At 57.7% G+C, this 24,427-nt stretch carries 17 protein-coding genes; 10 read left to right on the top strand and 7 right to left on the bottom strand.

The features are described from left to right. Positions 1 to 10 precede the first annotated feature (10 nt). From ACR0I7_RS12230 to ACR0I7_RS12205, 6 genes are all read right to left on the bottom strand, one after another. Positions 11 to 892, bottom strand: coding sequence for an NAD-dependent epimerase/dehydratase family protein (locus tag ACR0I7_RS12230; protein WP_480511379.1), 882 nt, complete (start codon positions 890 to 892; stop codon positions 11 to 13). Then, on the bottom strand, positions 889 to 1,923 hold the full coding sequence (locus tag ACR0I7_RS12225; protein WP_480511377.1) for an ATP-grasp domain-containing protein: 1,035 nt from the start codon (positions 1,921 to 1,923) through the stop codon (positions 889 to 891). Before ACR0I7_RS12225 ends, ACR0I7_RS12230 begins: the two co-directional genes overlap by 4 nt. Before the next feature lies 1 nt (position 1,924). Continuing rightward, positions 1,925 to 2,710 (bottom strand): metallophosphoesterase family protein, encoded by a 786-nt coding sequence (locus ACR0I7_RS12220; RefSeq protein ID WP_480511375.1) that lies wholly within the window; start codon positions 2,708 to 2,710, stop codon positions 1,925 to 1,927. A gap of 246 nt (positions 2,711 to 2,956) precedes the next feature. Then, complete coding sequence (locus tag ACR0I7_RS12215; RefSeq protein WP_480511373.1) at positions 2,957 to 5,170, bottom strand: NADP-dependent isocitrate dehydrogenase; 2,214 nt, start codon at positions 5,168 to 5,170, stop codon at positions 2,957 to 2,959. A 208-nt stretch (positions 5,171 to 5,378) separates the two neighbouring features. Further along, entirely contained in the window at positions 5,379 to 6,344 is a 966-nt protein-coding gene (locus ACR0I7_RS12210; RefSeq protein WP_480511371.1) for a tetratricopeptide repeat protein, read from the bottom strand. A 224-nt stretch (positions 6,345 to 6,568) separates the two neighbouring features. After that, complete coding sequence (locus ACR0I7_RS12205) at positions 6,569 to 7,885, bottom strand: tetratricopeptide repeat protein (protein ID WP_480511369.1); 1,317 nt, start codon at positions 7,883 to 7,885, stop codon at positions 6,569 to 6,571. 80 nt (positions 7,886 to 7,965) lie between these two features. Here ACR0I7_RS12205 and ACR0I7_RS12200 point away from each other — a divergent pair, with 80 nt between their 5' ends. The 9 genes from ACR0I7_RS12200 to ACR0I7_RS12160 all read left to right on the top strand — a co-directional run bounded on the left by ACR0I7_RS12200 (position 7,966) and on the right by ACR0I7_RS12160 (position 18,257). Next, the gene (locus tag ACR0I7_RS12200) at positions 7,966 to 8,673 is read left to right on the top strand and encodes a DUF4129 domain-containing protein (protein ID WP_480511367.1); all 708 of its coding nucleotides are present in this window, start codon (positions 7,966 to 7,968) and stop codon (positions 8,671 to 8,673) included. Further along, complete coding sequence (locus ACR0I7_RS12195; RefSeq protein ID WP_480511365.1) at positions 8,670 to 9,989, top strand: hypothetical protein; 1,320 nt, start codon at positions 8,670 to 8,672, stop codon at positions 9,987 to 9,989. Before ACR0I7_RS12200 ends, ACR0I7_RS12195 begins: the two co-directional genes overlap by 4 nt. Then, positions 9,979 to 10,935, top strand: a complete 957-nt coding sequence (locus ACR0I7_RS12190) for an AAA family ATPase (protein ID WP_480511363.1) — start codon at positions 9,979 to 9,981, stop codon at positions 10,933 to 10,935. The genes ACR0I7_RS12195 and ACR0I7_RS12190 overlap by 11 nt, the downstream gene beginning before the upstream one ends. A gap of 62 nt (positions 10,936 to 10,997) precedes the next feature. Next, positions 10,998 to 12,215, top strand: coding sequence for a DUF58 domain-containing protein (locus ACR0I7_RS12185; RefSeq protein WP_480511361.1), 1,218 nt, complete (start codon positions 10,998 to 11,000; stop codon positions 12,213 to 12,215). Next, a complete protein-coding gene (locus tag ACR0I7_RS12180; RefSeq protein WP_480511360.1) occupies positions 12,215 to 13,210 on the top strand; it encodes a stage II sporulation protein M in 996 nt (331 codons plus the stop codon). The genes ACR0I7_RS12185 and ACR0I7_RS12180 overlap by 1 nt, the downstream gene beginning before the upstream one ends. After that, positions 13,207 to 14,100, top strand: coding sequence for an RDD family protein (locus ACR0I7_RS12175; RefSeq protein WP_480511358.1), 894 nt, complete (start codon positions 13,207 to 13,209; stop codon positions 14,098 to 14,100). Before ACR0I7_RS12180 ends, ACR0I7_RS12175 begins: the two co-directional genes overlap by 4 nt. A 123-nt stretch (positions 14,101 to 14,223) precedes the next feature. Further along, positions 14,224 to 15,012: a hypothetical protein gene (locus ACR0I7_RS12170; RefSeq protein WP_480511356.1), complete on the top strand. Its 789-nt coding sequence runs from the start codon at positions 14,224 to 14,226 to the stop codon at positions 15,010 to 15,012. A gap of 240 nt (positions 15,013 to 15,252) precedes the next feature. Beyond that, entirely contained in the window at positions 15,253 to 16,953 is a 1,701-nt protein-coding gene (locus ACR0I7_RS12165; protein ID WP_480511501.1) for a type I secretion system permease/ATPase, read from the top strand. Further along, positions 16,950 to 18,257 (top strand): HlyD family type I secretion periplasmic adaptor subunit, encoded by a 1,308-nt coding sequence (locus ACR0I7_RS12160; protein ID WP_480511354.1) that lies wholly within the window; start codon positions 16,950 to 16,952, stop codon positions 18,255 to 18,257. Before ACR0I7_RS12165 ends, ACR0I7_RS12160 begins: the two co-directional genes overlap by 4 nt. Positions 18,258 to 18,266: 9 nt before the next feature. Here the strand turns inward: ACR0I7_RS12160 and ACR0I7_RS12155 are convergent, their stop codons facing one another. After that, positions 18,267 to 20,315, bottom strand: coding sequence for a dockerin type I domain-containing protein (locus ACR0I7_RS12155; protein ID WP_480511353.1), 2,049 nt, complete (start codon positions 20,313 to 20,315; stop codon positions 18,267 to 18,269). 225 nt (positions 20,316 to 20,540) lie between these two features. Between ACR0I7_RS12155 and ACR0I7_RS12150 the strand changes: the two genes are divergently transcribed. Beyond that, complete coding sequence (locus ACR0I7_RS12150; RefSeq protein WP_480511351.1) at positions 20,541 to 24,380, top strand: beta strand repeat-containing protein; 3,840 nt, start codon at positions 20,541 to 20,543, stop codon at positions 24,378 to 24,380. Positions 24,381 to 24,427 lie beyond the last annotated feature (47 nt).

Here is a 24,427-nt window from a genome sequence, read left to right as displayed (position 1 = left end):
CAGCACCTTGCTATAACGCCGGGGGCACCAAGTCCTGATGTAAGGTCATGCCTAGCCCGGTTTGCAGCGACACAGCGGGCCGGTAACCAAAGGCCTGCGTTGCGGCGCTGTGATCCAGTGCGAACCGGGTGAAGGCTGCGCCGTCTCCGGGCTGCGTGGTCACGTCCACAGGCCCCGACGGGCCAAACTGTGCGATGGCCTCAACCAGCTCGGCCAGCCTGACAAGGCCGGGGCCCGATATGTTGTAGGTGCCTACGCTTTGGTTTTGTGCCGCCAACAGCACTGCCCTGCTTAGATCATGGGCGTGAACAAAGTCTATGCGATTGTCCGGGCCGGTAACCGTAAGCCCCTGCCCTGCATGCGCGGCAGTCAGCATCTTGATCAGGAATTTATCCTGCGGCAGGCCAACCCCATAGAGCGACGAAGGACGCAGGATCGCTGCCCTCAGCCCTTGCAGGGCTGCATGCTCTGTCAGCGCGTGTTCAGCCAACCGTTTGGACGCAGCATAAGCCCCACCCAAAGGGCCCGGCGCGGTCGGGGCATCCTCGGCAATACGTGGGGCGTGGGGGTCCTGATAGACCGATCCGCTGGAGATAAAGATCAGATGCACGTCGCGCCGCGCCGCCCACTGAGCAACGTTCAATGTCGCGCGCAGGTTGGTGTCATAGAGATCGCGCAGCGACCCGGCATCATCGGCATCTGCAATCCGGGCCGCGCAATGCACAAAAACATCTGCGCCGTCGGTGATTTCATCGAAACGGGCGTCGTCACACCAATTCCGCAAATCCCACAACTGCCGACCCACGGGCACAAATGGCACTTCGGCATCCGTCAGCAGGGCGCATAGATGCCGGCCTAGCAGACCGGTCGCGCCTGTCAGAGCGACTTTCATTTGGTGTTGCCATAAAGGCTGAACTGAGCGCCCGGGTTCGGCGTCAGTTCGCGGTCAGTATCCAGCTGTTCCAACGCGGCTTTCGGCAGCACCAGCTCGCTCCAATATCGCAGCACGGCACTGTCCCACGCGATTTCCGGGTTATGAGAGATACCCTGATCTTGCTTGATGTAGAATTCAACGGGGTTGAACCCAAGCTGCGCACAAAACGGCGTTGTTCCGGAAAAGCGCGCATTGATCTCAAAGACCTTTGGCACGTCGTCCCGATCCAACCGCAGCTGGAAATTACAGGCCCCGTCAACGCCCAGCTTTTCGGCGATGGCGGTGACATAAGCCTCAACCTCGGCATTCCGCTCAGGGAACGCACGATAGGTATCGCCAGACCGCAACGTCCGCCGCAACGCCAGAACGGGCGACAGCTTTCCGTTCACGCCAACGATGGTGCAGGTGAACTCTCGGGTATCGTCACCGATCAGCTCTTGCACGATGATCTGGCTGTGATCACCTGGATAGGCGGCCAGTTCTTCGCGGCTGTTCGCGCGCTCAACCCCAATCGATCGGAAGCCGACGGCAGGTTTGGCGATGACCGGAAAGGACAGATCTTTGGTTTCCAGTGCTTCGGCCATCGACCAGGTCCTGGGATAGGGCAGCCCGTTTTCGGCCAGAAAGGCCGCCGTTTGCGCCTTGTCATCGGCGATTTTGACCGCGTCCAGTGGATTGACGACTACGCGCACCCCAAAATCCCGTGCAATCTCATCGCGCTTTTCTGCGCACAGCGCCAGCTCGATATCCGTGCCGGGGATATAGTAGTCGACATTCTCAGCCTCAAAAATCCGGGCAAGCGATGCCAGATAGCTGGGCGACCGGCAGCCTTCGACCAGATACACCTTGTCACACGCGTATAGCCCCGCAGATAGCGCCGCCATATCAGCGCCAATGATACGCAGGGGTAAATCTGAGATCAGCCGCAGAGATTTAATGATCCCCTGACCGACACCGCCACCAGCACCTGTAACCAAAACCGTGATCAATTCACTTCTCCATAAACGAGATAAGTCTGTCTTTTGTATCCGCACTCAGATCAGTTGCCATAATGGCATGGCAGAATTTTGCCCGATCAAACTCAATTTTGGGAATGTCGACCTTGATCCGGTCCTGATCGCGCTCGATCGTCATATAGGTAAAGCCTGTCCCGCGCGGCTGACCGATTGTGCCGGGGTTCAGCAGCAATACCTCATCCGGAGCCAAGGTCAGCCATGTACCAGTTTCGGCCTGAGTTGCCTCGCCCGACTGATCCACCAGCACCGCAAACGACCTGTGCGAATGCCCAAACACGCCCACCGAAAACCCCGTATCGCGCAATGTCTGCGCCGCAGTTGCCCATTGATCGGGTTTCGACACATAGGACCAGTCACCATACTCATAGGGGTTGGCATGAGAAAACAGAACAGGCCCGGCCTCATACCGCGTCGCCCACGGATAACGGTCGGCGAGTTTCGGCGCGTCAGCCATCAGGTCATGGGTCCAGCGCACGGACTCGGTCACGAAGTCTGAGATATTGTCGTAAAATGCAGGCGCGCCCCGATCCAGATCGAAATAGAACTGGTCGTGATTGCCGCTGAGGAAAACGCAGTTCTCGTCCTGATGCAGTTGATCGACTGCCTGCAATACCTCACGCGGCTGCACCCCGTAGGTCAGCAGATCACCCAGCATCACCACGAGGTCCGGACCAAAAAGCTTTGTCTGCGCGATGGCAACAGCCAGCGCACCTGCATTGCCATGAATGTCGGACAGAACGGCGATCTTATCGGTGCTCATCGAAGCCACAGCACCGCACGCCTCAGTTCAGGTGCCGCCTGCAAACCAGCAGAGACCGATATCCGTTGGATGGAAGAATCAAAAACCGTCAAACTCATTGCACAAACATAAAACCACAAACATCGGTTGTGGTATCATACAGGCCGGGATTTGCAATGAAACTAAAGGCCCATCTGGTCAGTGCGTGGGCGTTTGGCGGGTTTTACAGCCAATGGGGCCGGCCAAGGCTGACCGGCCCCAAAGTCTTTAGTCGATAATCGCGTTCAGGGTCGCGCTGGGGCGCATAACAACCGCCGCCTTTACCGGGTCGGTATGGTAGTAACCGCCCAGATCAGCGGCTTCGCCCTGTGCGGCAGCCAGTTCAGCCAGAATGTCAGCCTCTTTCGCGGCCAGTTCCTTTGCCACAGGTGCGAACTCAGCGGCCAGATCAGCGTCATCAGACTGCGCGGCCAGAGCTTCGGCCCAATACCGCGCGAACCAATAATGGCTGTCGCGGTTGTCGGGCTGCCCCACTTTGCGGCTGGGCGATTTGTTGTTGTCCAAGATGCCCTGTGTTGCAGCCTCGGCCGCGGCACCCAGAACGCCAGCTTTGGCGTTGCCTTTGGTATCCGCCAGGAAGTTCAGCGATTCACCCAGCGCACAGAACTCACCCATTGAATCCCACCGCAGGTGGTTTTCTTCGACCAGCTGTTGCACGTGTTTCGGGGCTGAGCCGCCCGCACCGGTTTCAAACAGACCACCGCCATTCATCAGCTTGACGATCGACAGCATCTTGGCCGATGTGCCCAGCTCGAGGATCGGGAACAGGTCGGTCAGATAGTCCCGCAGCACGTTGCCGGTGATCGCAATCGAGTCGTTGCCTGCCGTGATCGTTTCCAGCGACTGGCGCGTCGCCTCGCGCGGGGCCATGATCTGGAACTTGTCTGCTACGCCAGCGGCCTCAAGCGCCGGTTTAACGTATTTGATCAGCTCCGCGTCATGCGCACGGTTGGCATCCAGCCAGAAGATGGCTTCGGACCCGGTCAGGCGCTGACGATCCATAGCCAATTGAATCCAGTTCTCAATCGGGGCTTTCTTGACTGTGCAAGACCGCCAGATGTCACCTTTTTCAACCGCATGTTCATGCAGCACATCGCCATTGGCCAGAACGATGCGGATCGTGCCGTCTGCCGGTGCCTGGAAAGTCGTCGGGTGCGAGCCGTATTCTTCGGCCTTCTGCGCCATCAGACCGACATTTGCGACGGCACCAGCGGTTGCCGGGTTCAGCGCGCCATTGGCTTTGAAGAAATTGACGGCCTCGTCATAAACCGGCGCATAGCAGCGGTCAGGGATGACACAGTTGGTATCCCCCTTGGCACCGGTCTCGTCCCAACCTTTGCCGCCCGCACGGATCACCGCCGGCATCGAGGCGTCGATGATCACGTCCGACGGCACGTGCAGGTTAGTTATGCCTTTGTCGCTGTCGACCATATACATGGAGGGACGGTCGCCTTTGATCGCGTCGATGGCCGCCATGATATCGGCGTTGTCTTTCACGCGCTCCAGCAGATCGCCCAGACCCGAGTTCGGGTTCACACCCAGCGCCTCAAGCTCGGCACCGAATTTCTCGAACACAGGCGCCAGCCAGGCCCGTACGGCATAGCCAAAGATGATCGGGTCCGAGACCTTCATCATCGTGGCCTTCATGTGCAGCGAGAACATGGTACCGTCTTTTTTGGTGTCTTCGATGGCACCCGCCAGGAACGAGGACAGAGCTTTGACCGACATGAACGTCGCGTCTGCCACGGTACCCTCGGCCAGCGGCCAGCCATCTTTCAGAACGGTCACGGCACCGTCTTTGCCGACAAATTCGATCTTGGCGTCACCGGCCTGCGCAGCGGTGATGGTGGCCGATTTCTCGTTGGCATAGAAATCGTTGCCCGGCATCGACGACACTTTGGTTTTGCTGTTCGACGACCATTCGCCCATCGAATGCGGGTTCTTCTGGGCATAGTTCTTCACCGCCCGCGCCGCGCGGCGATCTGAGTTGCCTTCGCGCAGTACCGGGTTCACAGCCGAGCCCTTGATGGCGTCATAGCGCGCGCGAACAGCCTTTTCATCATCGGTCGAGGGCTCTTCGGGATAGCTCGGGATGTCATAGCCCTGCGACTGCAGCTCTTCGATTGCGGCCACCAGCTGCGGGACCGAGGCCGAGATGTTCGGCAGTTTGATCACATTGGCATCGGGCGTCTTCACCAGTTCACCCAAAGCGGCCAGATCATCGGTGATGCGTTGTGCCTCGGTGAGGTTCTCAGGGAAGGTCGCGAGGATACGCCCGGCCAGTGAAATATCCTTGGTGCCGACGCTGACGCCCGCCGCAGATGCGAACTTGCGAATGATGGGCAGGAACGATGCGCTCGCCAGCTCCGGCGCTTCGTCTACAATGGTATACAATATATCGAAGTTCGATTTTTCTGCCATATTCCCTTACCTTTTTTAAGCCTTTCAGGGGCGTGCGATCCAAAGAGTTGTGCCACCAAACATGTGACGTGTGAGGGTCGGGATAATCTGACCGCCCCACGATGACTCTGATTTCTCCGCGCCTCCCTTAAATCAGGATTGGTCCGGGATCAATCTCAGGATTGCGCGCAAATTGACACGGGCCGGTGAATTGGCCTGACAATGCCCGTCATTTGCGGCCCGTGTTCCAACTTGGCGCATCTTTTGCAAGATGCGCGACATAGGCACTCACAATCAACTCCGCATTTTGCTTTTCGCGTTCCGAGAGCTGAAGCCCCTCCTTTTCGGCGGCAGCGATCAACCTCTCTTTGCTCACGGGCCCCGAAATCTCTAAAAATCGAAGAAGCTCGGGTCGCGCCAAGTCCTCTCGGGCGAGTAGCGCATACGTCACTGCGCGTAGCCAATAACGCTCAGCTTTGTCTTCATTTGGATAGTCATTGAGTTGAGATTTCAACCAATCCCAACTTGGCCATTTGGAACGGGATCGCTCGATGAGCGACGTCACATATCCGTCGATGAACTCTACCCCTTTTTGCTCGTCCCCGATCGAGAGATGAATCACCGCTTGGTAGAAATATTCAGACAAAGGCTGATCTTTAAGATCGATGCCCCTTTGCGCCGCATCCAAAGCCGCATCTACATCTTTTGTATGCGCGACGTGAAGCTGGATCAGCATGGCATAGAACCGGTAGTCATCAGGCCAAGTTTCAGCAGCCGCACTGGCCATCTGCAAGGCGCGCTCATACTCGCCAACATCTGCCAGATAGATCATTGATCGCTTTGCCGCATTGCTGGCGTTCGGGTTCGCGCGCAGCACCTGTTGATAACCCTCAAAGGCGGCCCCGCGATCCCCGTGCTTGTCCAGAAATTTAGCCCTGCGCCAATTGACATAAGAACTCTGCGGCGACAGCTTTAACGCCCGCTCATAGTCGGCGCGCGCGGTTTCGTGATCGCCATTGGCATCATTGATCTGGGCACGCAACACCCAGGTTTTGTAGTTTTTCGGCTGCAGCGCCAAGGCCCGGTCCACATCCGCAATCGCATTGTCAGAATGCCGGTTGCAGCTGTGCGCCCAGGCGCGTTCGGTCAGGAACAGATGTCTATAGTCCGGTGCGGTCCTCCCATCCTCGATCAACGCGGTGCAGGCTGAAATCACATCCGCGCGCGACGCTGTGTTGCTGACACAAGTCGCAGCCGCGTCCTGAGGTTTGAGCGGCTCAGCGACCCAAAGAAACGCAAGAGCAAAAGTGGTGATCAGGATGAGTAGCCGTGGGTGCATTGAGGCTCCGGTCATTGATCAAAGCTGTGGCTGCTAAAGAAATGTTGGCAATCGTGAACAAAACGGATTTTGTTGGCAGATCAGCGATCAGCGTTTTTTTTCAGCATGGGAATGCCACCAAAACCAAGTTCTGCGTTGATGTGGTTGACGTAGTCATTGACTGCTATCTCCAGATGCTTCGATGAGCCAGCGTAGGCCTGCCGCGGCACTGCAACGCCCACCTGCCTAATGTTGCGAAGCAAGGCATTGCGACCATAGGTTCCGGTTTCCTGCAAAAACTCTTTGATCTCAGATGTCGCCAGATCAGTTCTGCCAAAATACGCGAACCAAAAACCGCGCGACAGCCCCTCACGGCTTTGCCCTACCATGATTTTGTCAGCAGTCTTGTTGTACCACCTTTTTACAAAGCTCTGCTTCGAATAGCTGCGTTCAAGGTTCAATGCTGCAATCGTCTCGACGAGGGCTACTCCTTTAGCCTCATCGCCGATCTTCAGATGTATCAAAGCAGACATAACACGTTCGCCACCCTGATTTCGCTTCAACCTTCCAAAACCAGAGGCGGCCTGCAATGCGCTTTCGTGGTCACCCGAATGTTGGAGGGCATATAGGATCTGGTCGAAGTAAACCCATTCTTGATCTGGCCAGCGCATCTCAGCCTGCTTGAAAAATTCGACCATGCCGTCATGCCCATCGATACTGTAGCGCGCATTCACCAGTGCGATCGCCGCCGTGGCGTAACTGGGGTCAAGCGCCAGCGCCCTCTCAAAACCCTGCATTGCCTCGGGCATGCGGTCCTGCGCGCGGTCAAACTTGGCCTTTTCAAAAACGGCCAGAACACTGTCAGGCTCAATTTCCAGCGCCCTGTCAAAATCCGCCCCGGCCAGTTCGGCATCACCCGCCGCCGCATGCGTTTTTGCGCGTTGTACCAAGGCTGGCACATCATTTGGCCGCAAGGTCAGAACACTGTCGTAGCCCGCCACTGCAGCTTCATATTGCTTTGCCCCACGATAGGCCAGCGCGCGTTGGCTTAGAAGGTGGGCCTGACGGTCGGTCGAAACATCCTGAGCCCTGAGAAGTCTGGTGCAGGCTTCGATCACCCGCTCGCGATTGGCGCTGCCTTGAGTGCAGATCGTATGTGCTGCCGCGTGTTCGGACTTTGGCTGGGCAGGCGTTCGAAATGAGAGATAGGCTGCGGAACAGGCAAAGATCAGGGCGGCGAGGCGTATGCGCATTAAGGCTCCAACTTGGTGATCGCTCACCCTTAGATAGTAACGCAAGAGACCGATAACAAGTTCACGATTTCGCTCAACATGTTGGGAAATATCTTTAAAATCTAACTTTCCTACGTCAGTTTCGCCGCGAAAAAGGCAGAATTTTCCGCCACGCGCACAACCCATAGTCTTTGCCGGACATCACTTGGGCTCCGGATATCTGTGACGTATTGCAAGCACATCGCGGGTGATCTATCGATACGCTAATGCGTTGTGTTTTTGTGTTGATTTTTGCCTTTTTTGCCTGCGTGACGTCCGGTGCGATCGCGCAGGAGGCCGCCGTTGAACCGCATGAGCTGACGGATTCGGGGCGGGACTATCTGAAGGCAGTCAGATATCACGGCGTCGATACGGATGTCGTCTATTTTGACCCGACTAGACCAGTGCCTCCACTAGAAACCACTGCAGCACCCAAGCCCGAACCTGTCGACCGTGAGCGCAGCTGGACTTCGGATTCGCAATGGCCAACGGCGATCATCTCGTTGATCGTACTGATTGTTCTGCTGAGCTTTGTGTATTTTTCGGTCGGCGGCACATCGGTTTCCTTTGGCGGCAAGGTTGAGAACACGCGGCGCAAGAAGGGTGCGACAGTGGCGGCAGATAATCTGGATGATCCCGAACTGTCTGATCTCAATAGCATCTTACGCATATCTGATCGGCAACTGGCGCTGATCGGGCTGGCGCAGCTGGCATTGACGCGATGCCTGAACGCCAACGGAGTTTTGTTCAAACGCAGCTGGACGCAACGCGAAGCGCTGCGAAAGCTGCCGCAGAACCAATCTTATCTGCAGGATCTGCGGGTACTAGTCCGTGATTGCGAGCTGGTCCATTTCGGCGGCCGGACAATCACAGAAAGTGACTTTGCGGATCACGTCGCCCGCGTGCGCCCGATCCTGCGCGAGGTAACCGCATGAGCGATATCTCGGACACCAACCCGGCACCGCAGATCCGGCTGGACTGGATCGTGATTGGCGTTGTGATTCTGCTGTCGCTGGGCGTGTTTCTGTATCTGGTCAATCAACGGCAATACACACTGCGGGACTCGCCCAGCGGGTTTGACGGGTTGCAGGTCTGGCTAAGCAGCGAGCGCCACCCGGCACAGAGCTTTACCGGAGGCTGGCCGCTGGATCGCAGCTCGATCGGATTGCTGGTGCAGCCAATATTTGACACGCATCTCGGCACGGAAAGAAAAACAGCGAGCACCAAGGACGATCTGTTGCTTCAGACCGATGAGTTCGATCAGAGCAGCGTGGTCATACGCCAAAAGGCGGAGCAAGTGCAAAGCCTGATCATCCTGCCGAAATGGCGCAGTGGTATGCGGTTGACCGGGCTTGGCCATCCCTATCTGCTGATCCCGCCCGGGGAAGCGCAGGACCTACTGCACGAGGTAACCGAAACCAGCGTTGGGAAGGTTTCATATATTCCAAAACCGTTCTCGGATTTTAGGTATGTTTCGGAGACGGGCGACCTTACCGCCCGCATATATGTTGCTCAGGTTTTTGAAGGGCATGAATGCGAGCCTGTCATTGGCCGGCCGGGTGCGATGTTGCTGGGGCTCTGCCTTTTTGAAGGCGGCGAAGATCAGGAAGTTCAACAGGTATATGTCCTGTCGGACCCCGATTTGCTGAACAATCACGGCCTGCGCCTTGGCGACAACGCTCTGATCGCGGCCGATCTGCTGCCCAAGATCGCAGAGGGTGCGCGGATCGTGATTGACTATAGCGAGCGCAACTGGCTGACGCGCCCCGAAAACGCGGTTGAACGCAAACGGACATGGGCGGATTTGCTGCGCCTTCTGGATTATCCTTTCCGCATTCTCTGGATTGCAGGCGCATTGCTGCTGGCGCTGGCCATCTGGCGGGGCGGCATTCGCAATGGCCCTGTCACCGAGACTGCGCCATCTTTGGATACCGGCAAACGTTCGGCCAACAGGGCTCGGGCGCGGCTGATGCGTCTGACGGGGCAGGATGGTGCGCTGCTGTCCGATTTTGTGGATACCCGCATTCGCGTTCAGGCCGGCGATGTTTTTGGCCCGGCCCATGTTGTGACTGACAGCGTCGAGGCCGCGTATCTGCGATATGTTCGCGCGCGGCAGCCTGTGCTCGCCGATCGGCTGGAAAAGCTGTTGGTGCAGATCAGGGCCCTGCCAACACATCTGAGCGCCCGTGACGCCATCACCTATGTAGACCAATTTGAATCGATACTGGAGCGAATAGCCCATGACGCTTGATGAATTGTTTAACCATGCCGAGGCTTTGCGCGCCGAAATTGGCAAAGTTGTTCAGGGTCAGGAAGAGGCCGTCGACCTTTTGCTGACCGCCCTTTTTGCCCGCGGTCACGTGTTGCTTGAAGGGCCGCCGGGAACCGCAAAGACCCTGCTGGCGCGCAGCTTTGCCGGGGTTCTGAACCTGGGCTTTGGGCGTATTCAATTCACACCTGACCTGATGCCCGGCGATGTACTGGGCACATCGATCTACAATTTTCAGACCAGCGAGTTTGTTCTGACCAAAGGCCCCGTGTTCAGTCAGATCCTGCTGGCGGATGAAATCAACCGCGCGCCGCCCAAAACCCAGGCCGCCTTGTTGCAGGCGATGAACGAACGCATGGTGACCATCGATGGCAAAGACCATGAGCTGGGTTCCGAGTTCATGGTGGTTGCCACGCAAAACCCCATCGAGCAACAAGGCACCTATCCCCTGCCCGAGGCGCAGCTTGACCGGTTCCTGTTCAAAGTGAACCTCACCTTCCCGCCTGAGGATGTCGAACTGGCCATCCTGCGCCATCACGCAGCGGAACCTCTGGATTTCCTGACTGCAACGCAAGGGGTGGCACCCCTGCTGGACAGCGCCGCAACCGCAGCCGCGCGGGGGCTGATTGATAGCATCGTGCTGGATGATGACATTCTGGCCTATATCCTCAGAATTGTCCGCGCGACCCGCGAAAGCGCCGACATCGCGTATGGCGCGTCGACGCGTGCGGCCGATGCCATCGCCGGCGCTGCACGGGCCACCGCAGCCCTGAACGGGCGCGATTTTGCCATTCCGGACGATGTGAAAGCCCTGATCATTCACGCATTGCAACACAGGATCGTTCTCAGCCCCTCTGCCGAGATCGAAGGGCGCAGCCCCCGGCAGGTTCTTGAAAACATCCTCAATCAGATCGAGGCCCCCCGCTGATCCGTCCGTCACCAAAACTTCTGATCGCGGCTTGTATCGCCCTTGGCCTGTCCCTTGCGGCGGTGGTCCTGGGCGAGGCAACGCGCAGCGTCGCTGTTGTGCCTTGGGTGCTGCTGGGGGCAATCGCAGCCTGCGATCTGCTGTTGTCCTGGCCACGGCGTCGGTCGATCACGGTCGAACCGGTCGGAGAGGTGTTCGTGGGTGAAACCTTTGATATCACTCTGGATATCGTGCCCGGCGCCGCGAAAATGCGGGGACAGCTGAGCTGGCCCGAAGGTCTGGAAGGCCCTTCGGATTTCGACCTGCACGGTGGCAAAGCCGTCATTCAAGGCCGCGCGGTCAGGCGGGGGCATTGGGTGATGTCCCATTTGTGGCTGTTCTGGCCGTCACGCCTGACACTGTTTGAATATGTGCCGCGCATCGCCTTTGGATTGGAGGTGTCGGTCGTCCCCAACATTCGGCGGGTCCAGTCGGGCGAAATATCGACCACTGTTCAGTCCCGATTGTTCGGGGTCAAAGAAAACCGGGCCATCGGCGAAGGCACCGAATTTCACCAACTGCGCGACTTTGTCCCCGGCATGGATGCCAATTCGATCGACTGGAAGCGGTCCGCCCGGCACCGGTCGCTCGTCGCCAAAGAAGTCAGGGCCGAACGCAATCACCACGTCATCATCGCGCTGGATAACGGGTACCAGATGCGTGAAAAGATCGCCGGTCTGCCCAAGATCGACCATGCCATCACCGCCGCATTGGCCACCGCCTGGGCCGCCGCAATCGGCGGTGATCTGGTTGGCCTTTATGCCTATGACGCCGAACCGCGAATGTTTCTGCCGCCGGAACCCGGACGCGCGGCTTTTGCGCGTCTGCGCAGTCGGACGGCTGAACTGAGCTATGAAAGCCGCGAGACAAACCATACGCTGGCCATGACCGAGTTGAACCAGCGCACGCCGAAACGCAGCCTGATCATCGTATTCTCGGATTTTGTGGATACGACATCCGCCGAACTGATGGTAGAAAATGTAGGCGTTCTGGCCAAGCGGCATCTGATCGTATTCGTCGCACTGCGCGATCCGATGCTGGAAGAACGGGTTAAGGTCACGCCATCAGATATGGATGGCGTCGCAGAAACCGTCTCGACGGGTCAGCTCCTGCATGAACGCCGCCTTGTGCTGGAGCGCTTGCATCAGCTGGGCGTTACTATCATTGATGCGGAACCCGGGCATATCTCGGCCCAGTTGATTTCGACCTATCTGGAAATCAAAGCGCGGGAGATGATCTGATGTCAGACGCAAATCTGATCCGATCAGCCCGGTTCAGGCAGGAACGCGAAAACGACTGGAAGAGGCTGTCAAAACTGGTCGACAAAGCCGAAAACCAGGGCATGCATCGCATGAGCTTTCAGGAAGCGCGGGATCTGGCCGACCTCTATCGACAGGCGACAACATCGCTTTCGATTGCGCGTGAAATCTCGCTGGATCGCGGCCTGCTTGATTACCTTGAGGCGCTGACAAGCCGCGCCTATCTCAGCGTCTATGCTCCACAGCAGCGCCTGGGTGGTATTCTGCGCAGGTTCCTGACCCGCGGCGGGCCCGAGGCGATTAGATCCTCGTGGAAGGTCATCGTTCTTGGATATCTGTGCATGGTGGCGGGTGCCGTGGCAGGATACTTCTTCTACTTTGAAAACCCCGAATGGTATTATGTCTTCATGTCGCCAGAGCTGGCCGGCGGGCGCGGTCCGGATGCCAGCACGGATTACCTGCACGCGCAGATATATGGCGAAGAGGATGGCGCCGGTCTGGGCGCATTTGCGACCTTCCTGTTTTCCCACAACACCCGCGTTGCGATTTTTGTCTTCGGGCTGGGTGCCTTTTTGTGTGCGCCATCCATCATGTTGGTCTTTTATAACGGTCTGATATTGGGCGTCTTTTATGCGCTGCACGTGGACCGGGGCCTTGGCTGGGACATATTCGGCTGGCTTTCGATCCATGGCGTGACCGAGCTTTCTGCGATTTGCATTGCCTGTGCGGGCGGGTTGAAACTGGGCCTTGCTGTGTTGTTCCCGGGCAACCAAACGCGCGCCGATGCGCTGAGGGCGGCGGGGCATGATGCCGTTAAGCTGGCGCTGGTGGCAGCATTGATGCTGGTCGCAGCGGCGCTGCTTGAAGGGTTCGGACGTCAATTGGTTCAGGATCAAAGCACACGCATCGCCGTCGGCTGGATCATTGGCGGCTTGTGGCTGCTTTGGTTCGCAATGGGCGGGAGGGCACGGTCATGAGCGTACGCGCGCTGGACCAATTGCTGCCACCCGAAGGGGTGCCTTTGCACTTTCGCATCGCGGGCGTTGGCGTTCGCATATCGGCGCAGCTCAGCGATATCCTGATCACCGGGATCGCGGCGATTGCCTTTTTTCTGCTGGTGCTTGCCCTGAATCTGACAACACCCGAAACCACCATTGCCATTGCGATGATGTTGTTTTTCTTTATCCGAATTCCCTACTATGCGATGTCAGAACTGATCTGGAACGGTCAGACCCTCGGCAAGCGCCTGATGAAGATCAAAGTGGTATCCGCCGACGGGCGAGCGTTGACCACCCAATCGCTCGTGGTGCGCAATCTGATGAAAGAGGCCGAGGTCTTTTTGCCCGGCACCCTGCTGTTGACGCTGAATGCCGACAGGCTTGTGCCATCGATCCTTTCATCTTTGTGGATTATCGGCGTTCTGGCGGTCCCGTTGCTGAACAAGCGGCGCAGGCGCTTGGGCGACATCATCGCGGGAACCTACGTTATCCACCAGCCCAAGCCTGTCCTTCTTAAGGATATGTCCCGCACAATCCGCCCGGGTGCCGCGCAACAAGAGCAGTTCCGCTTCCTGACACACCATCTGGAGCACTACGGCGCGTTCGAATTGCAGACGCTCGAGGGGTTCTTGCGCGCAAGCGGCCGCGCAAAGGGAGCAACAGACGCGATACGTCATAATGCAACGCTTGAGGCTGTCGTCGAACAGATTAGACGTAAAATCGAATACGCAGACGCCGTTCCGCCCGAAGAGCGTCAGGCGTTTCTTGAGGCGTTTTATACAGCACAGCGCCGGTATCTTGAGCAACGCCAGCTTTTTGGAGACAAAAGACAGGACAAATATCACGGCACCAAGCAGGAGTCCGAGTGATTTTTTTTGTTGTAAATTTGCACGTGCGCGAATGCGTTCAGGTCGATTCCTCTTGCAGATGAGTGCCCTCAAAGGTTTTTAATCGCGGTCAGATACTCTAGTAAATTGATAAGGAACACCGCAATGACGGATGCAGTACATACAGGAACGCATATACCCTTTGGGGTTGGATCGGTGATCGGGGACTCGTTTTCGATCCTGTTCAAAAAACTTCCCGCAGTCGCCCTCCTGGGATTTATCCCCGCGCTTGTCGATGTGTTCTTGAACAACGCTATGGTGGATCAGACCTCCGCAAGTTTTGAGCCGGGCGGAAATGTCGACTTTGGCAGCATGGCCTTTGGATTTGGGATTACCTTCGTGGTGAGCCTGATCATGATGGCAGTCATCACGGCAACACTGGTTCAGCTGTCATATGACGCCAAACTGGGTCGCCCGATGCAGATCGGCAAATACTTCTCTGCCGCGATCAAAAACCTGCCGGCAATTGCGGTTCTGTCTTTTGTGACCTCTCTGCTGTATGTCATCGGCGCAATGCTGCTGGTGATCCCCGGCCTGTGGGTCTATGCGGTTTACTCGGTCATCGTACCCGCCATCGTCATCGAGGGCGCCGGGTTCGGCGCGATGCGCCGCAGTGCTGAGCTGACCAAGGGCTATCGCTGGCCGATTGTCGGGACAATTATCCTCATCACCCTTTGCATCATGCTCTTTGCAGCAGCGGCAGCCTTTATCACCGGCATCTTCTCGGGTGACTTCCTCGCAGTTGGCGTTTCTCTGCCCTGGCTGGTCTTCGAAGCCGTGGTCAACGCAATCTCTTATGGTCTGCTCAGTATTGCCGTCGCGATCATTTTCGCCCGACTCAAAGAGATCAAAGAAGGCGTCAGCGTTTCTGATCTGGTCGACGTGTTCAAGTAAAGCACGGAAACCAAAGCTCCATATTGGCTGGCAACTGCCTGAGCGGTTGCCAGCTCTATCATGAGCAGATCAGTGCCCACTTATGCACCATAAATCGCCTTGGTTTGGCAATTTTGGGTGGCTATGCCATAGGGTCAGACGGGCTTGAATGACATTGCCTGACAAGGGACCTTCTATGAAGAATAAGGGCAGCACATCGTGAACTTGACCAACCGCATCTCGTCCCTCCCGCGCAACGAGTTGCGAAAAGTGCGCAATCAAGGCACTAACTACCTCGCCTTGGCTTTCTTGTTCAGCATTTTCGTAAATCTACTGATGCTGACAGGCCCCTTGTTCATGCTCCAGGTCTATGACCGGGTCTTAAGCTCACGCGCTGTTGAAACGCTGACCGCGCTGTTTTTGCTCGTGACACTGCTCTATGGGCTGATGGCGATGCTGGATTTTGCACGAGGTCGGATCGTCGCTCGGTTCGGTGCACGCTTTCAGTCCGCACTGGATGAAAGGGTCTTTGCAGCAACGCTGATTCGGGCGCTTTCGCCAAAGGAACGCTCGGCTCCCGCAACTGCCCTGCGTGACCTGGAATCGATTCAGGTTCTATGTTCGTCACCCATTCTTCTGGCGGTGATGGATATCCCGTGGACGCCGCTCTTTCTGGCTGCGATTTTCCTGTTTCACCCATTGCTGGGATGGCTCGCCGTTGGCGGGGGAACACTTCTGGTCGTGATTGCCATCCTCAATCAGACGCTGACCCGCCGAAAAGTGTCGGATGCTAAGGCGGCTTCGGCTCGCGCCAAGTCATTTTCGGAACATGCCCGTCAGGCCGCTGAAGTGGTGCGTTCGCAAGGCATGCAGGACGACGTCACCCGGCGCTGGCTCAGCCAACGAAACAAGGCTTTGGCTCAGACCATTGCTGCAAGTGACTGGACCGGTAGCTTTACTTCGCTGACGAAATCACTGCGCCTGTTTCTGCAGTCCGCAATGCTTGCTCTGGGGGCCTGGCTTGTACTGCAAAACGAGATGACAGCCGGCGCGATGATCGCCGGATCGATCCTGTTGGGTCGGGCTCTGGCCCCGATCGAAATGGCCGTCGGACAATGGTCAACCATCGAAAGGGCACGCGCCGCGTGGGTCTCGCTGAACCATTTCCTCGACAATTCACCACCCGAGATGACGCGGACAAAGCTGCCAACCCCCGAGGCTCGATTGGTCGCCAAAGGTCTCACCATTCTCCCACCGGGTGCTACTGCGCCAACGTTGCGCAACGCCTCTCTGAAACTGGACCCGGGCAAAGCCCTGGGCGTGATCGGAAAAAGCGGATCAGGCAAGACGACGCTAGCAAAAGCTCTACTAGGGTTGTGGCAGCCTGTCGGAGGTGAAATCCGACTTGGAGGGGCGACGCTTGATCAATACGATCCGAATGATCTGGGCCGCCACATCGGATACCTGCCGCAACAGGTGACCTTATTCAACGGGACAGTCGCGGAAAACATCGCCCGCTTATCGCAAAACCCCAACGCTGAAGCCGTTGTTGCAGCCGCGAAAAAGGCAAAAGCGCATGAGCTTATTCTGAGCCTTGAAAAGGGTTATGATACCTTTCTGGAAGGGAACGACAGTCAGCTATCCGGCGGGCAGAAACAAAGAATCGGTCTGGCACGCGCCCTGTATGGCGATCCGATCCTGCTGATTCTGGACGAACCCAACTCGGCCCTTGATGCCGAAGGGACCGAAGCGTTGAACACAGCCATTCGCGATCTGAAAGCCAACGGGAAATCTGCGATCATCATGACCCATAGACCGCAGGCGATTTCTGAATGTGATAATCTTGCAGTCGTCGAAAACGGGCAGATTGTCAAATCCGGCAGCCGGGATGAAGTACTAAGCGCCATGGTGCAGAATGCGGGCCCGATTAAGCGACAGCTCAAAAAGGTCAGTGAACAATGAACGATCAGGAGAAGCGCCCGATCTGGCATATTACCGTTCCCGCCATTGTTGGCTTTATGGCGCTTATCATCCTGGTGGGCGGCATCGGCATCTGGAGCATCAAAACACGTCTGGCGGGCGCGATCGTTTCACAGGGCGTGATCGAGGTTCAGAGCAACCGTCAGGTGGTTCAACACCCCGACGGCGGTGTTGTCGGTGAAATTTTCGTCCGCGATGGTGATGCTGTCACCAGCGGAGAATTGCTGTTGCGGCTGGACGACACGTTTCTGGCCTCTGAGAAAACAATCGTTGAGGCGCAGCTTTTTGAACTGCTGGCGCGTAAAACCCGGCTTGAAGCCGAGCGGGATGGTGTGACCGCTGAAGTTCTGGCTCAGCGGATGCAGGATTTACACGCGCAAGAGGCGATTGATACCGAACTGCTCTCGGGACAAGAGCGTCTGTTCGCGGCGCGCCTGAATACGCAGGAACAACAGACCGAACAGCTTGGCAAACAACGCGTCCAGATCGAAAGCGAAATCGAAGGCACGCAGGCGCAGCTTGTCTCATTGCGCCGGCAACTCGAGCTGATTGCGGACGAGCTGGAAGATCAGCAAAGCCTGCTGGAACGTGGTCTGACACAAGCCAGCCGGGTGTCTGCGCTGCAGCGCGAAGAAGCAGGCCTGACGGGCCAGATTGGTCAGCTCACTGCGACGGTTGCCCGGCTGCGAGGGCAAATCGCGGCAAACGAGATTCAGGCTGTCGAGCTTGCCGCGACACGACGTGAAGAAGCGATAACCGAGCTCCGCGATGTGCTGGCACAAGTCGTGGAGCTGGCGGAACGCAGGCTGTCGCTGACCGAACGCTTGTCGCGCCTTGACATCCGCGCGCCCGTTGCCGGAACCGTTTATGGCAGTCAGGTCTTTGCGGTGCAGTCCGTGATACAACCAGCCGAACCAATGATGTATGTCGTTCCGCAGGATACACCTTTGTTGGTCGCCACACGTGTTGATGCGATACATGTCGATCAACTGCATTTGGGACAGCCTGTTGCGCTGCGGTTCCCTGCGTTCAACCAGCGTGAGACGCCTGAAATTGATGGCCGGGTCATCAACGTATCAGCAGATACTTTCACCGATGAAAATTCAGGTTTCAGCTTTTACCGGGCCGAGGTGATACCGGATGAGGGACAGATTGAGCGGCTGAATGGTCAGATTTTGCTGCCGGGCATGCCGGTTGAGGCGATGATAAAAACGGATGAACGCACCCCCCTGTCCTATCTGGTGAAACCGATGGCGGACTATTTCAACAGGGCTTTCAGGGAATAACTCAGCGCGTCAGACCGCCTCGAGGTTGCCCAGAAGAATGGATGTCATTTCGGTGGTTATCACGCCATCAACCGCGGTGACGGCGATGCCCGTCTCGTAGTTCACGTTGGTATTGGTGATGCCGGACAGATCGGCATCGGGGTCAAGAAAAACCCATTCCGGGGTGTGTGGTGTGGGCAGGCCAACCGCAACCTGAAGGATCGCAAGCGCATCAAGCGCATTGACCCTTCCGTCCTGGTTCAAATCCGCAGCGATCAGGTTCTCCGGTGCGGCAGGCCCCCATGTCGGGTCCAGGCCAACTGACAGGCGTAGCACCTGCAAAGCATCCAGCGCCGTGATTTCACCACTGGCGGTTGAGTATGTTTTGATGATGTCCAGTTCACCTGCGAATGTGCCATCCGGCAAATCCAAATCGAACGCGCCATCAGAATCCGCATCTACCGCAACCGTTCCGCCACCGGTTGGTGTGAAGCGGATTTCTGCATCAGCCAGCCCGGCATTCTCGGTTTCCGAGTTAATCTGAACAGGACCTAAGATACCGGGTGAACCAGTTGGAGGCAGCGCACCAAAGTCACCAAAATCAACCGGGATATGATCGGGGCCAACAAATCCTGCCCCAAACACGTCTGCACTGGTCAGCGGACCGCCAGCGGCAGAGTGAATGATCACCGTCTCACTGTTGAACCCAACAATGGCGCCTTCTGCGGTTGACGTGAAACTCAGCTGTCCCGGATTGCGTAAAAGCGGGTAATCGAACATATCGAGCCGGTCTATACCGACCTGAAAATCCGTAATCGTCGTCGGCTCGCTGCCAAACCGCACGACAAAGATATCCGCGCCCGCTCCGCCGGTCATCGTCGTGGCCCCGATCCCCGCGATCAAGATGTCATCACCTGCGCCTGCCGTCAGATCCGACGCCAGAATGCCACCGCTGAGCATGTCGTCGCCTGCGGTCCCCGCGACTGTTCCAAAGCCCTGATGCACTACGCCCAGATCGTCCAACGAGACCGAGATCTGGGTCAGGCCCGCGTCCTCTTGCGCGGCTGCGAAAATCTGCAGATCATTGCCGATATGTGCCACTTCCAGCGTCTGCACGTTCTGCAAACCGGTGCTCAATGTATCGGCAAAACTATCGAGATAGATAAGTTGACCGTCGGGCGTCATCGTGAACAGCGTGATCCCATCATCACCGCCACCGGCAACCACAAACACCCGCCCATCGACGGTGACAACCTGCAAATCCTGCACTGACTCGAACCGTGTGCCGAGCGTATCCAACACATGATCTTTGGGCGTCAGGCTGCCATCAACCCCCATCTGCATCACGCTGATCGAGTTGCTGCCCGCGCCGGCAACCACCACCCATGGCTGACCATAAGCCTGCACAACCTCAACCGCGGTGGGCGCATTGATCCCCAGCGTCGCGAGAGAATCACCGTTGTCGACCGCCGTCAGCTCTCCCGAACTCTGATCGATTGAATAGGTGACGATCATTTTGGTCACCGCGTCAGTGGCAACGCAATAGTGTTGCGCCCCCACCTGCAATATCTGCAGAGAATCAGCTGTCCCTGCAATGGTACCTGCGACGGTCAGGGACCCGTAAGCGGCGATATGATAGGTTGCGATCTGACCGGTATCTTCATGGGCGACTGTCAGCAAATCCGCAGCGCCCGTTGACACCTGAACCAGCGCCGAGATGTCTCCGCCACCCACAAGTGTGCCGGTTTCCTGCAAGGCCCCAACGGTCCCGTCCCCGTTCAGGACATAGCCAACCAGGCCAACGGCGGTATCGACATCCAGCGCCAGCAGATCGGTGTCGCCCAGTGTCAGCGGCACCCCGATATCACCAACCTCAAAACTGATGGACCCGCTAAAATACTGCTCATCCTGCCACACAGGCGCACCGCCATCGATGAGCTGCCAAACCGCAATCCCGCCACCCGGGCCGGTCGTGCTGTAGAGATACGTTTCCCCGTTAAACGTTTTTAAAGCCGTATCGCCGATACCTGAATCAAGCGCCGGTTTCCCCGTTGCCACCACATTTTCGAACTGAAGCATCACAACAACTCACCCCGTGCCACCCCTGGCAGTGACCACAGGATGATTAGATGCCCAGCCCGAAACCAGAGCAGGAATGTGGTGAGAACGAGGATTTCGGTTCGAGTTTAAATCAATTTTTCTGGGCCGGTCGCATGAGACACCAATTGGCAAGACTGATGAACAGGTACCGGCACGCACCGAACCCTGGCCTGGGTATGCGGCAATAAATGTGAGGGCATGACTATGAAAGACCCCGTTTCGAATGACGTTTCGACCACGGAGACTCTGCATCAGGGCGGGCGTAAACGTCACATGCGCAAGTGGTTCGACCGCAAACTCAGACAATGGACTGGGCGGGGCCTGGTCGGTGGGCTGGGGTCCTCATTGCTTGCGCTCCCCGCTCTGGCGCAGGCCACCATCGAGGAGCTTTATGCCTTTCAGTTCGTTGAAACCATCCCTGGCGTGCGGTCGGCCAAGCTTCTGCAAAACGGGGATGTCCTGCTGAAAATGGTCGATGGTCGGTCGCTTGTTGTTCCGGCTGAAAACGTTCAGGTGCTTGAGGGTGGTGCCATCATGATCGCCGAAGGGGTCGTGGCAGAGATTGCCCAGTTCAGCGTCGCTGCCGAGGCAGGCGGAGCTGCTGCCGGCGGGTTGGGTGGAGCCGGTGCTGTTCTTGGGGGTATCGGCCTTGCCGGTGCAGCCGCCGCAGGTGCTGGCGGCGGCGGTGACGACGCCCCGGAAGACAGCGGTTCGAACGTCGTTCTCCCCCCTCCTGCCCCTGCGCTGCCCAGCCTCAATCTGGCTGAACTCCAGGGGACTGGTCTCAGCAGCGACAGCACTGATCTGATCGCACCAGACGGGACAGCTTCGGTCGAGGTAATGATCGGCTCCGAGCCTCTGACGGCAACACCTGCAAGCGATGGCAGCTGGAGTGTGTCCCTAAGCCCGTCTGAAATCGCAGGCCTGCCGCAAGGTGCCTCGGAGATTACAATCACGCATCTGGATGCTGACGGAAATCCGCTCTCTACGGACTCCGTGACTTTTGTCATCGACACAGTTCCGCCGACGCTGGCCATCACCGGTTTCTCGGATGGGGCAGTCATGAACGCTCAGGAACAGGGCACCGACCTCGTCGTCACTGGCACGACAGACGCCGAAAACGGCCAGACGGTCACCTTAGAGATCAACGGCCAGAGTTATACGGCACCTGTCGCCAACGGAGCGTGGAGCGTGTCCATCCCAGCGGCCGATCTGAGCGCGCTGTCAGATGACGCAACAGTTGTGGTAACGGCGGATGTGGCCGATGCGGCAGGCAATCCGGCGGCGCAGGCAAGCAGCAGCTTCGACACTGATTTTACGGCCCCGCTGGTGACACTAAACCCGGTTGCCGGAGGGTCCATTGAACTGGTCGACGCCAGCAGCGACCTTACGCTTACCGGGACCACCACTGCCGAGGACGGACAGACGGTCACCGTAGCGTTTGACGGGCAGATCTACAGCGGCACGGCCTCGGCCGGAGGCTGGAGTGTGACAATACCCGTCGCCGATCTCGCCGGGCTTGCCACAGGGATCCCTGCCTCGGTCAGTGTGACGGTGAATGACGCGGCAGGAAATCCTGCCACGCCCGTCGCCGTCTCAGTCCCGGTTGACCTAACCGGTCCGTCGATCGCTATTTCGCCGTTGGTGGTCGGAACCTCTCTTAACCTTGCCGAATCCGGATCGGATCTGGTGTTCGGAGGCAGCACCGCGAATGTTCCTGACGGTCAGACGGTCACCGTCTCGCTTGATGGCCAAACCTATAGCGGTACCGTTTCCGGCGGCAGCTGGAGTGTAACGGTACCCTCGGGCGATCTGGGAGCTTTGGCAGATGGCGGCTCGTTCACCGTGACTGCGGATGTTTCCGACGCCGACGGGCTGCCTGCCCCGCAAGCCAGTACCGGACTGACCACCGACTTTTCTGCGCCTTCTTTGAGCATCGATAGCTATTCGGATGGCGCTGTCATGAACAGCCTGGAACAGGGCTCTGATCTCATCATCTCCGGGTCGACATCTGCAGAAGATGGGCAAACCATAACGGTCTCGCTGAATGGCGACAGCTACACAGGGACTGCATCAGGCGGCGCCTGGAGCGTGACCGTCCCCGCAGCTGATCTCAGCGCTTTGGCCGATGGCTCAACGATTGCAGTCACAGCAGATGTCTCGGACGCTGCAGGCAACCCGGCACCGCAGGCATCGGGTAGTTTCGATACCGACTTCACAGCACCGACACTGACCATTTCCACGCTGTCCGACGGGGCAGTCATGAACGCAGCTGAACAAGGGACAAATCTGACCGTATCAGGAACTTCTGACGCGGCCAACGGTACGGTCGTATCGGTCGAAATTGTCCGGGGGGACGGCACGGTCGATATCAGCGGAACTGCAACGGTCACCAATGGGGCCTGGACATTCACCGCAACGCCGTCTCAATTGTCAGGCCTGCAAGACGCGACAAGCTATGACGTGAATGCCGCGGTCTCAGACGCGGCCGGAAACGCAGCAAGCGCGACAACCTCATTCGACACCGACTTTTCAGCGCCGACAATTTCGGTCGACCCGCTGTCGGTTGGGTCGGTTCTGGACGTCGTCGAGCGGGACGTCGATCTCAGTATCTCCGGCACGACAACAGCCGAAGACGGCCAAACCATCACGCTCAGCCTGGGGGGAGAAACATACACGGCCACTGCAAGCGGTGGGGTTTGGGGGCTCACGGTGCCCGCGTCGGATTTGAACGCGCTTGGGGATGGCGGGACCTTTACGGTTACGGCTTCAACCACAGACGCCGCAGGCAATCCCGTCTCTGACGTGACAACATCCTTCACCACCGATTTTCGCCCGCTCCTTGAAATCAACAGCGTCGGCTCGAACAACTCGGTTTCCTTGGCCGATGCTCAGAGCACGGGGGTTGCTGTTTCGGGCACGTCAGCAGGGCTCAGTAACGGACAGGTTGTAAACGTGACCCTCAACAGTGTATCGGTAGGGACAGCAACCGTCGGCGCTGACGGCACCTGGAGCCTGACCGTTCCGGCCTCTGATTTCTCTGGCATCGAAGCCGGCGACGACCTGAACTTTGCCGCAAGCGCAACCGTATCAGGGGGCCCTGATCCTCTTCCCGGCAGTGATCAGGCAGTCGCGCATGTTCCGGCTGTGTACGTCATCACCGAAGCGGGGAGCAGCGGCTCTACCGTTACGTTCGAGATCCATGTCGACTCGGATGTCGATGTCTCAAGCGGCTTCGCGATCACCGCAGATCTGGGCTTTGATCCAACGGTCGCCGTTTTCGACAGCGGCTCAGCAACCGAAAATGACGACTTTGACCTGTTTCTCGTCAACCCGAACGGCAGTGCTGCCGTCAGCATTGCAGGCGCTGCCACCAGTTACAGCGATGTCTCGGCACCGGTGATGACCTTTACCATGACCGTCGTGGATCCAACAAAACCTATCGAGCTGACGATCACCACGCCGGATGGCGGGCCTGTAAGCTTTCAATTGGGCACCGAAAACGCCGACACTCTCACCGCCAGCGGCATCGACGACATTATCCGCGGCGGGGATGGAAACGACACGATTGATCTGACAGGGGCGGGCCGCGATATCGTTATCTTCGAAACCGACGTCACTTCGAACGGCACCGATACCATCACCGGGTTTACGATCGGACCAGCGAGCAATGTGACGGATGCATTGATGTTCAGCGGCCTGGACGTTGCAACGCTACGTGGCAACGGGACTGACGTGGAAATTCTGACCACTGGCAGCGTGATTGGGGCCGAAACCGGCTTTGTTGGACTGACAAGCACGTTGTCAGACCTCGGCGCGGCGACAATTACAGCCGCTGTTGAGAGCCTGTCCGGCACGCAGGCAGGAGACGAAATATACGTGCTTGCCACAGACGGCGCGGACAGCGTTCTGGTTAAGGTCGACTATTCAGCCCCCGGCACCGCAAGCGTTGAAACACTCGCGCATTTCGATGGGTTGGCAGATCTAAGCGGCCTAAGCAACGACAACATTCTGCTCAGCGACCCCACCGGGGCAACAGCCTGACAAACAAGAACTTTCACCAAGGGCGACACCTTTACAGCGGGTGCCGC

Source organism: Ruegeria sp. AM1 (genome assembly GCF_056540745.1).
The sequence above is the reverse complement of the archived record's forward strand: the minus strand, read 5'-3'. Positions and strand labels throughout refer to the sequence as shown.

Bases quoted from the DNA above. Each gene is read 5' to 3' on its own strand.
- ACR0I7_RS12155 (WP_480511353.1), bottom strand. From the start codon at position 20,315: ATGCTTCAGTTCGAAAATGTGGTGGCAACGGGGAAACCGGCGCTTGAT.
- ACR0I7_RS12190 (WP_480511363.1), top strand. From the start codon at position 9,979: ATGACGCTTGATGAATTGTTTAACCATGCCGAGGCTTTGCGCGCCGAA.
- ACR0I7_RS12180 (WP_480511360.1), top strand. From the start codon at position 12,215: ATGTCAGACGCAAATCTGATCCGATCAGCCCGGTTCAGGCAGGAACGC.
- ACR0I7_RS12150 (WP_480511351.1), top strand. From the start codon at position 20,541: ATGAAAGACCCCGTTTCGAATGACGTTTCGACCACGGAGACTCTGCAT.
- ACR0I7_RS12160 (WP_480511354.1), top strand. From the start codon at position 16,950: ATGAACGATCAGGAGAAGCGCCCGATCTGGCATATTACCGTTCCCGCC.
- ACR0I7_RS12215 (WP_480511373.1), bottom strand. From the start codon at position 5,170: ATGGCAGAAAAATCGAACTTCGATATATTGTATACCATTGTAGACGAA.
- ACR0I7_RS12200 (WP_480511367.1), top strand. From the start codon at position 7,966: ATGCGTTGTGTTTTTGTGTTGATTTTTGCCTTTTTTGCCTGCGTGACG.
- ACR0I7_RS12195 (WP_480511365.1), top strand. From the start codon at position 8,670: ATGAGCGATATCTCGGACACCAACCCGGCACCGCAGATCCGGCTGGAC.
- ACR0I7_RS12205 (WP_480511369.1), bottom strand. From the start codon at position 7,885: ATGGGTTGTGCGCGTGGCGGAAAATTCTGCCTTTTTCGCGGCGAAACT.
- ACR0I7_RS12170 (WP_480511356.1), top strand. From the start codon at position 14,224: ATGACGGATGCAGTACATACAGGAACGCATATACCCTTTGGGGTTGGA.
- ACR0I7_RS12175 (WP_480511358.1), top strand. From the start codon at position 13,207: ATGAGCGTACGCGCGCTGGACCAATTGCTGCCACCCGAAGGGGTGCCT.
- ACR0I7_RS12230 (WP_480511379.1), bottom strand. From the start codon at position 892: ATGAAAGTCGCTCTGACAGGCGCGACCGGTCTGCTAGGCCGGCATCTA.
- ACR0I7_RS12220 (WP_480511375.1), bottom strand. From the start codon at position 2,710: ATGAGCACCGATAAGATCGCCGTTCTGTCCGACATTCATGGCAATGCA.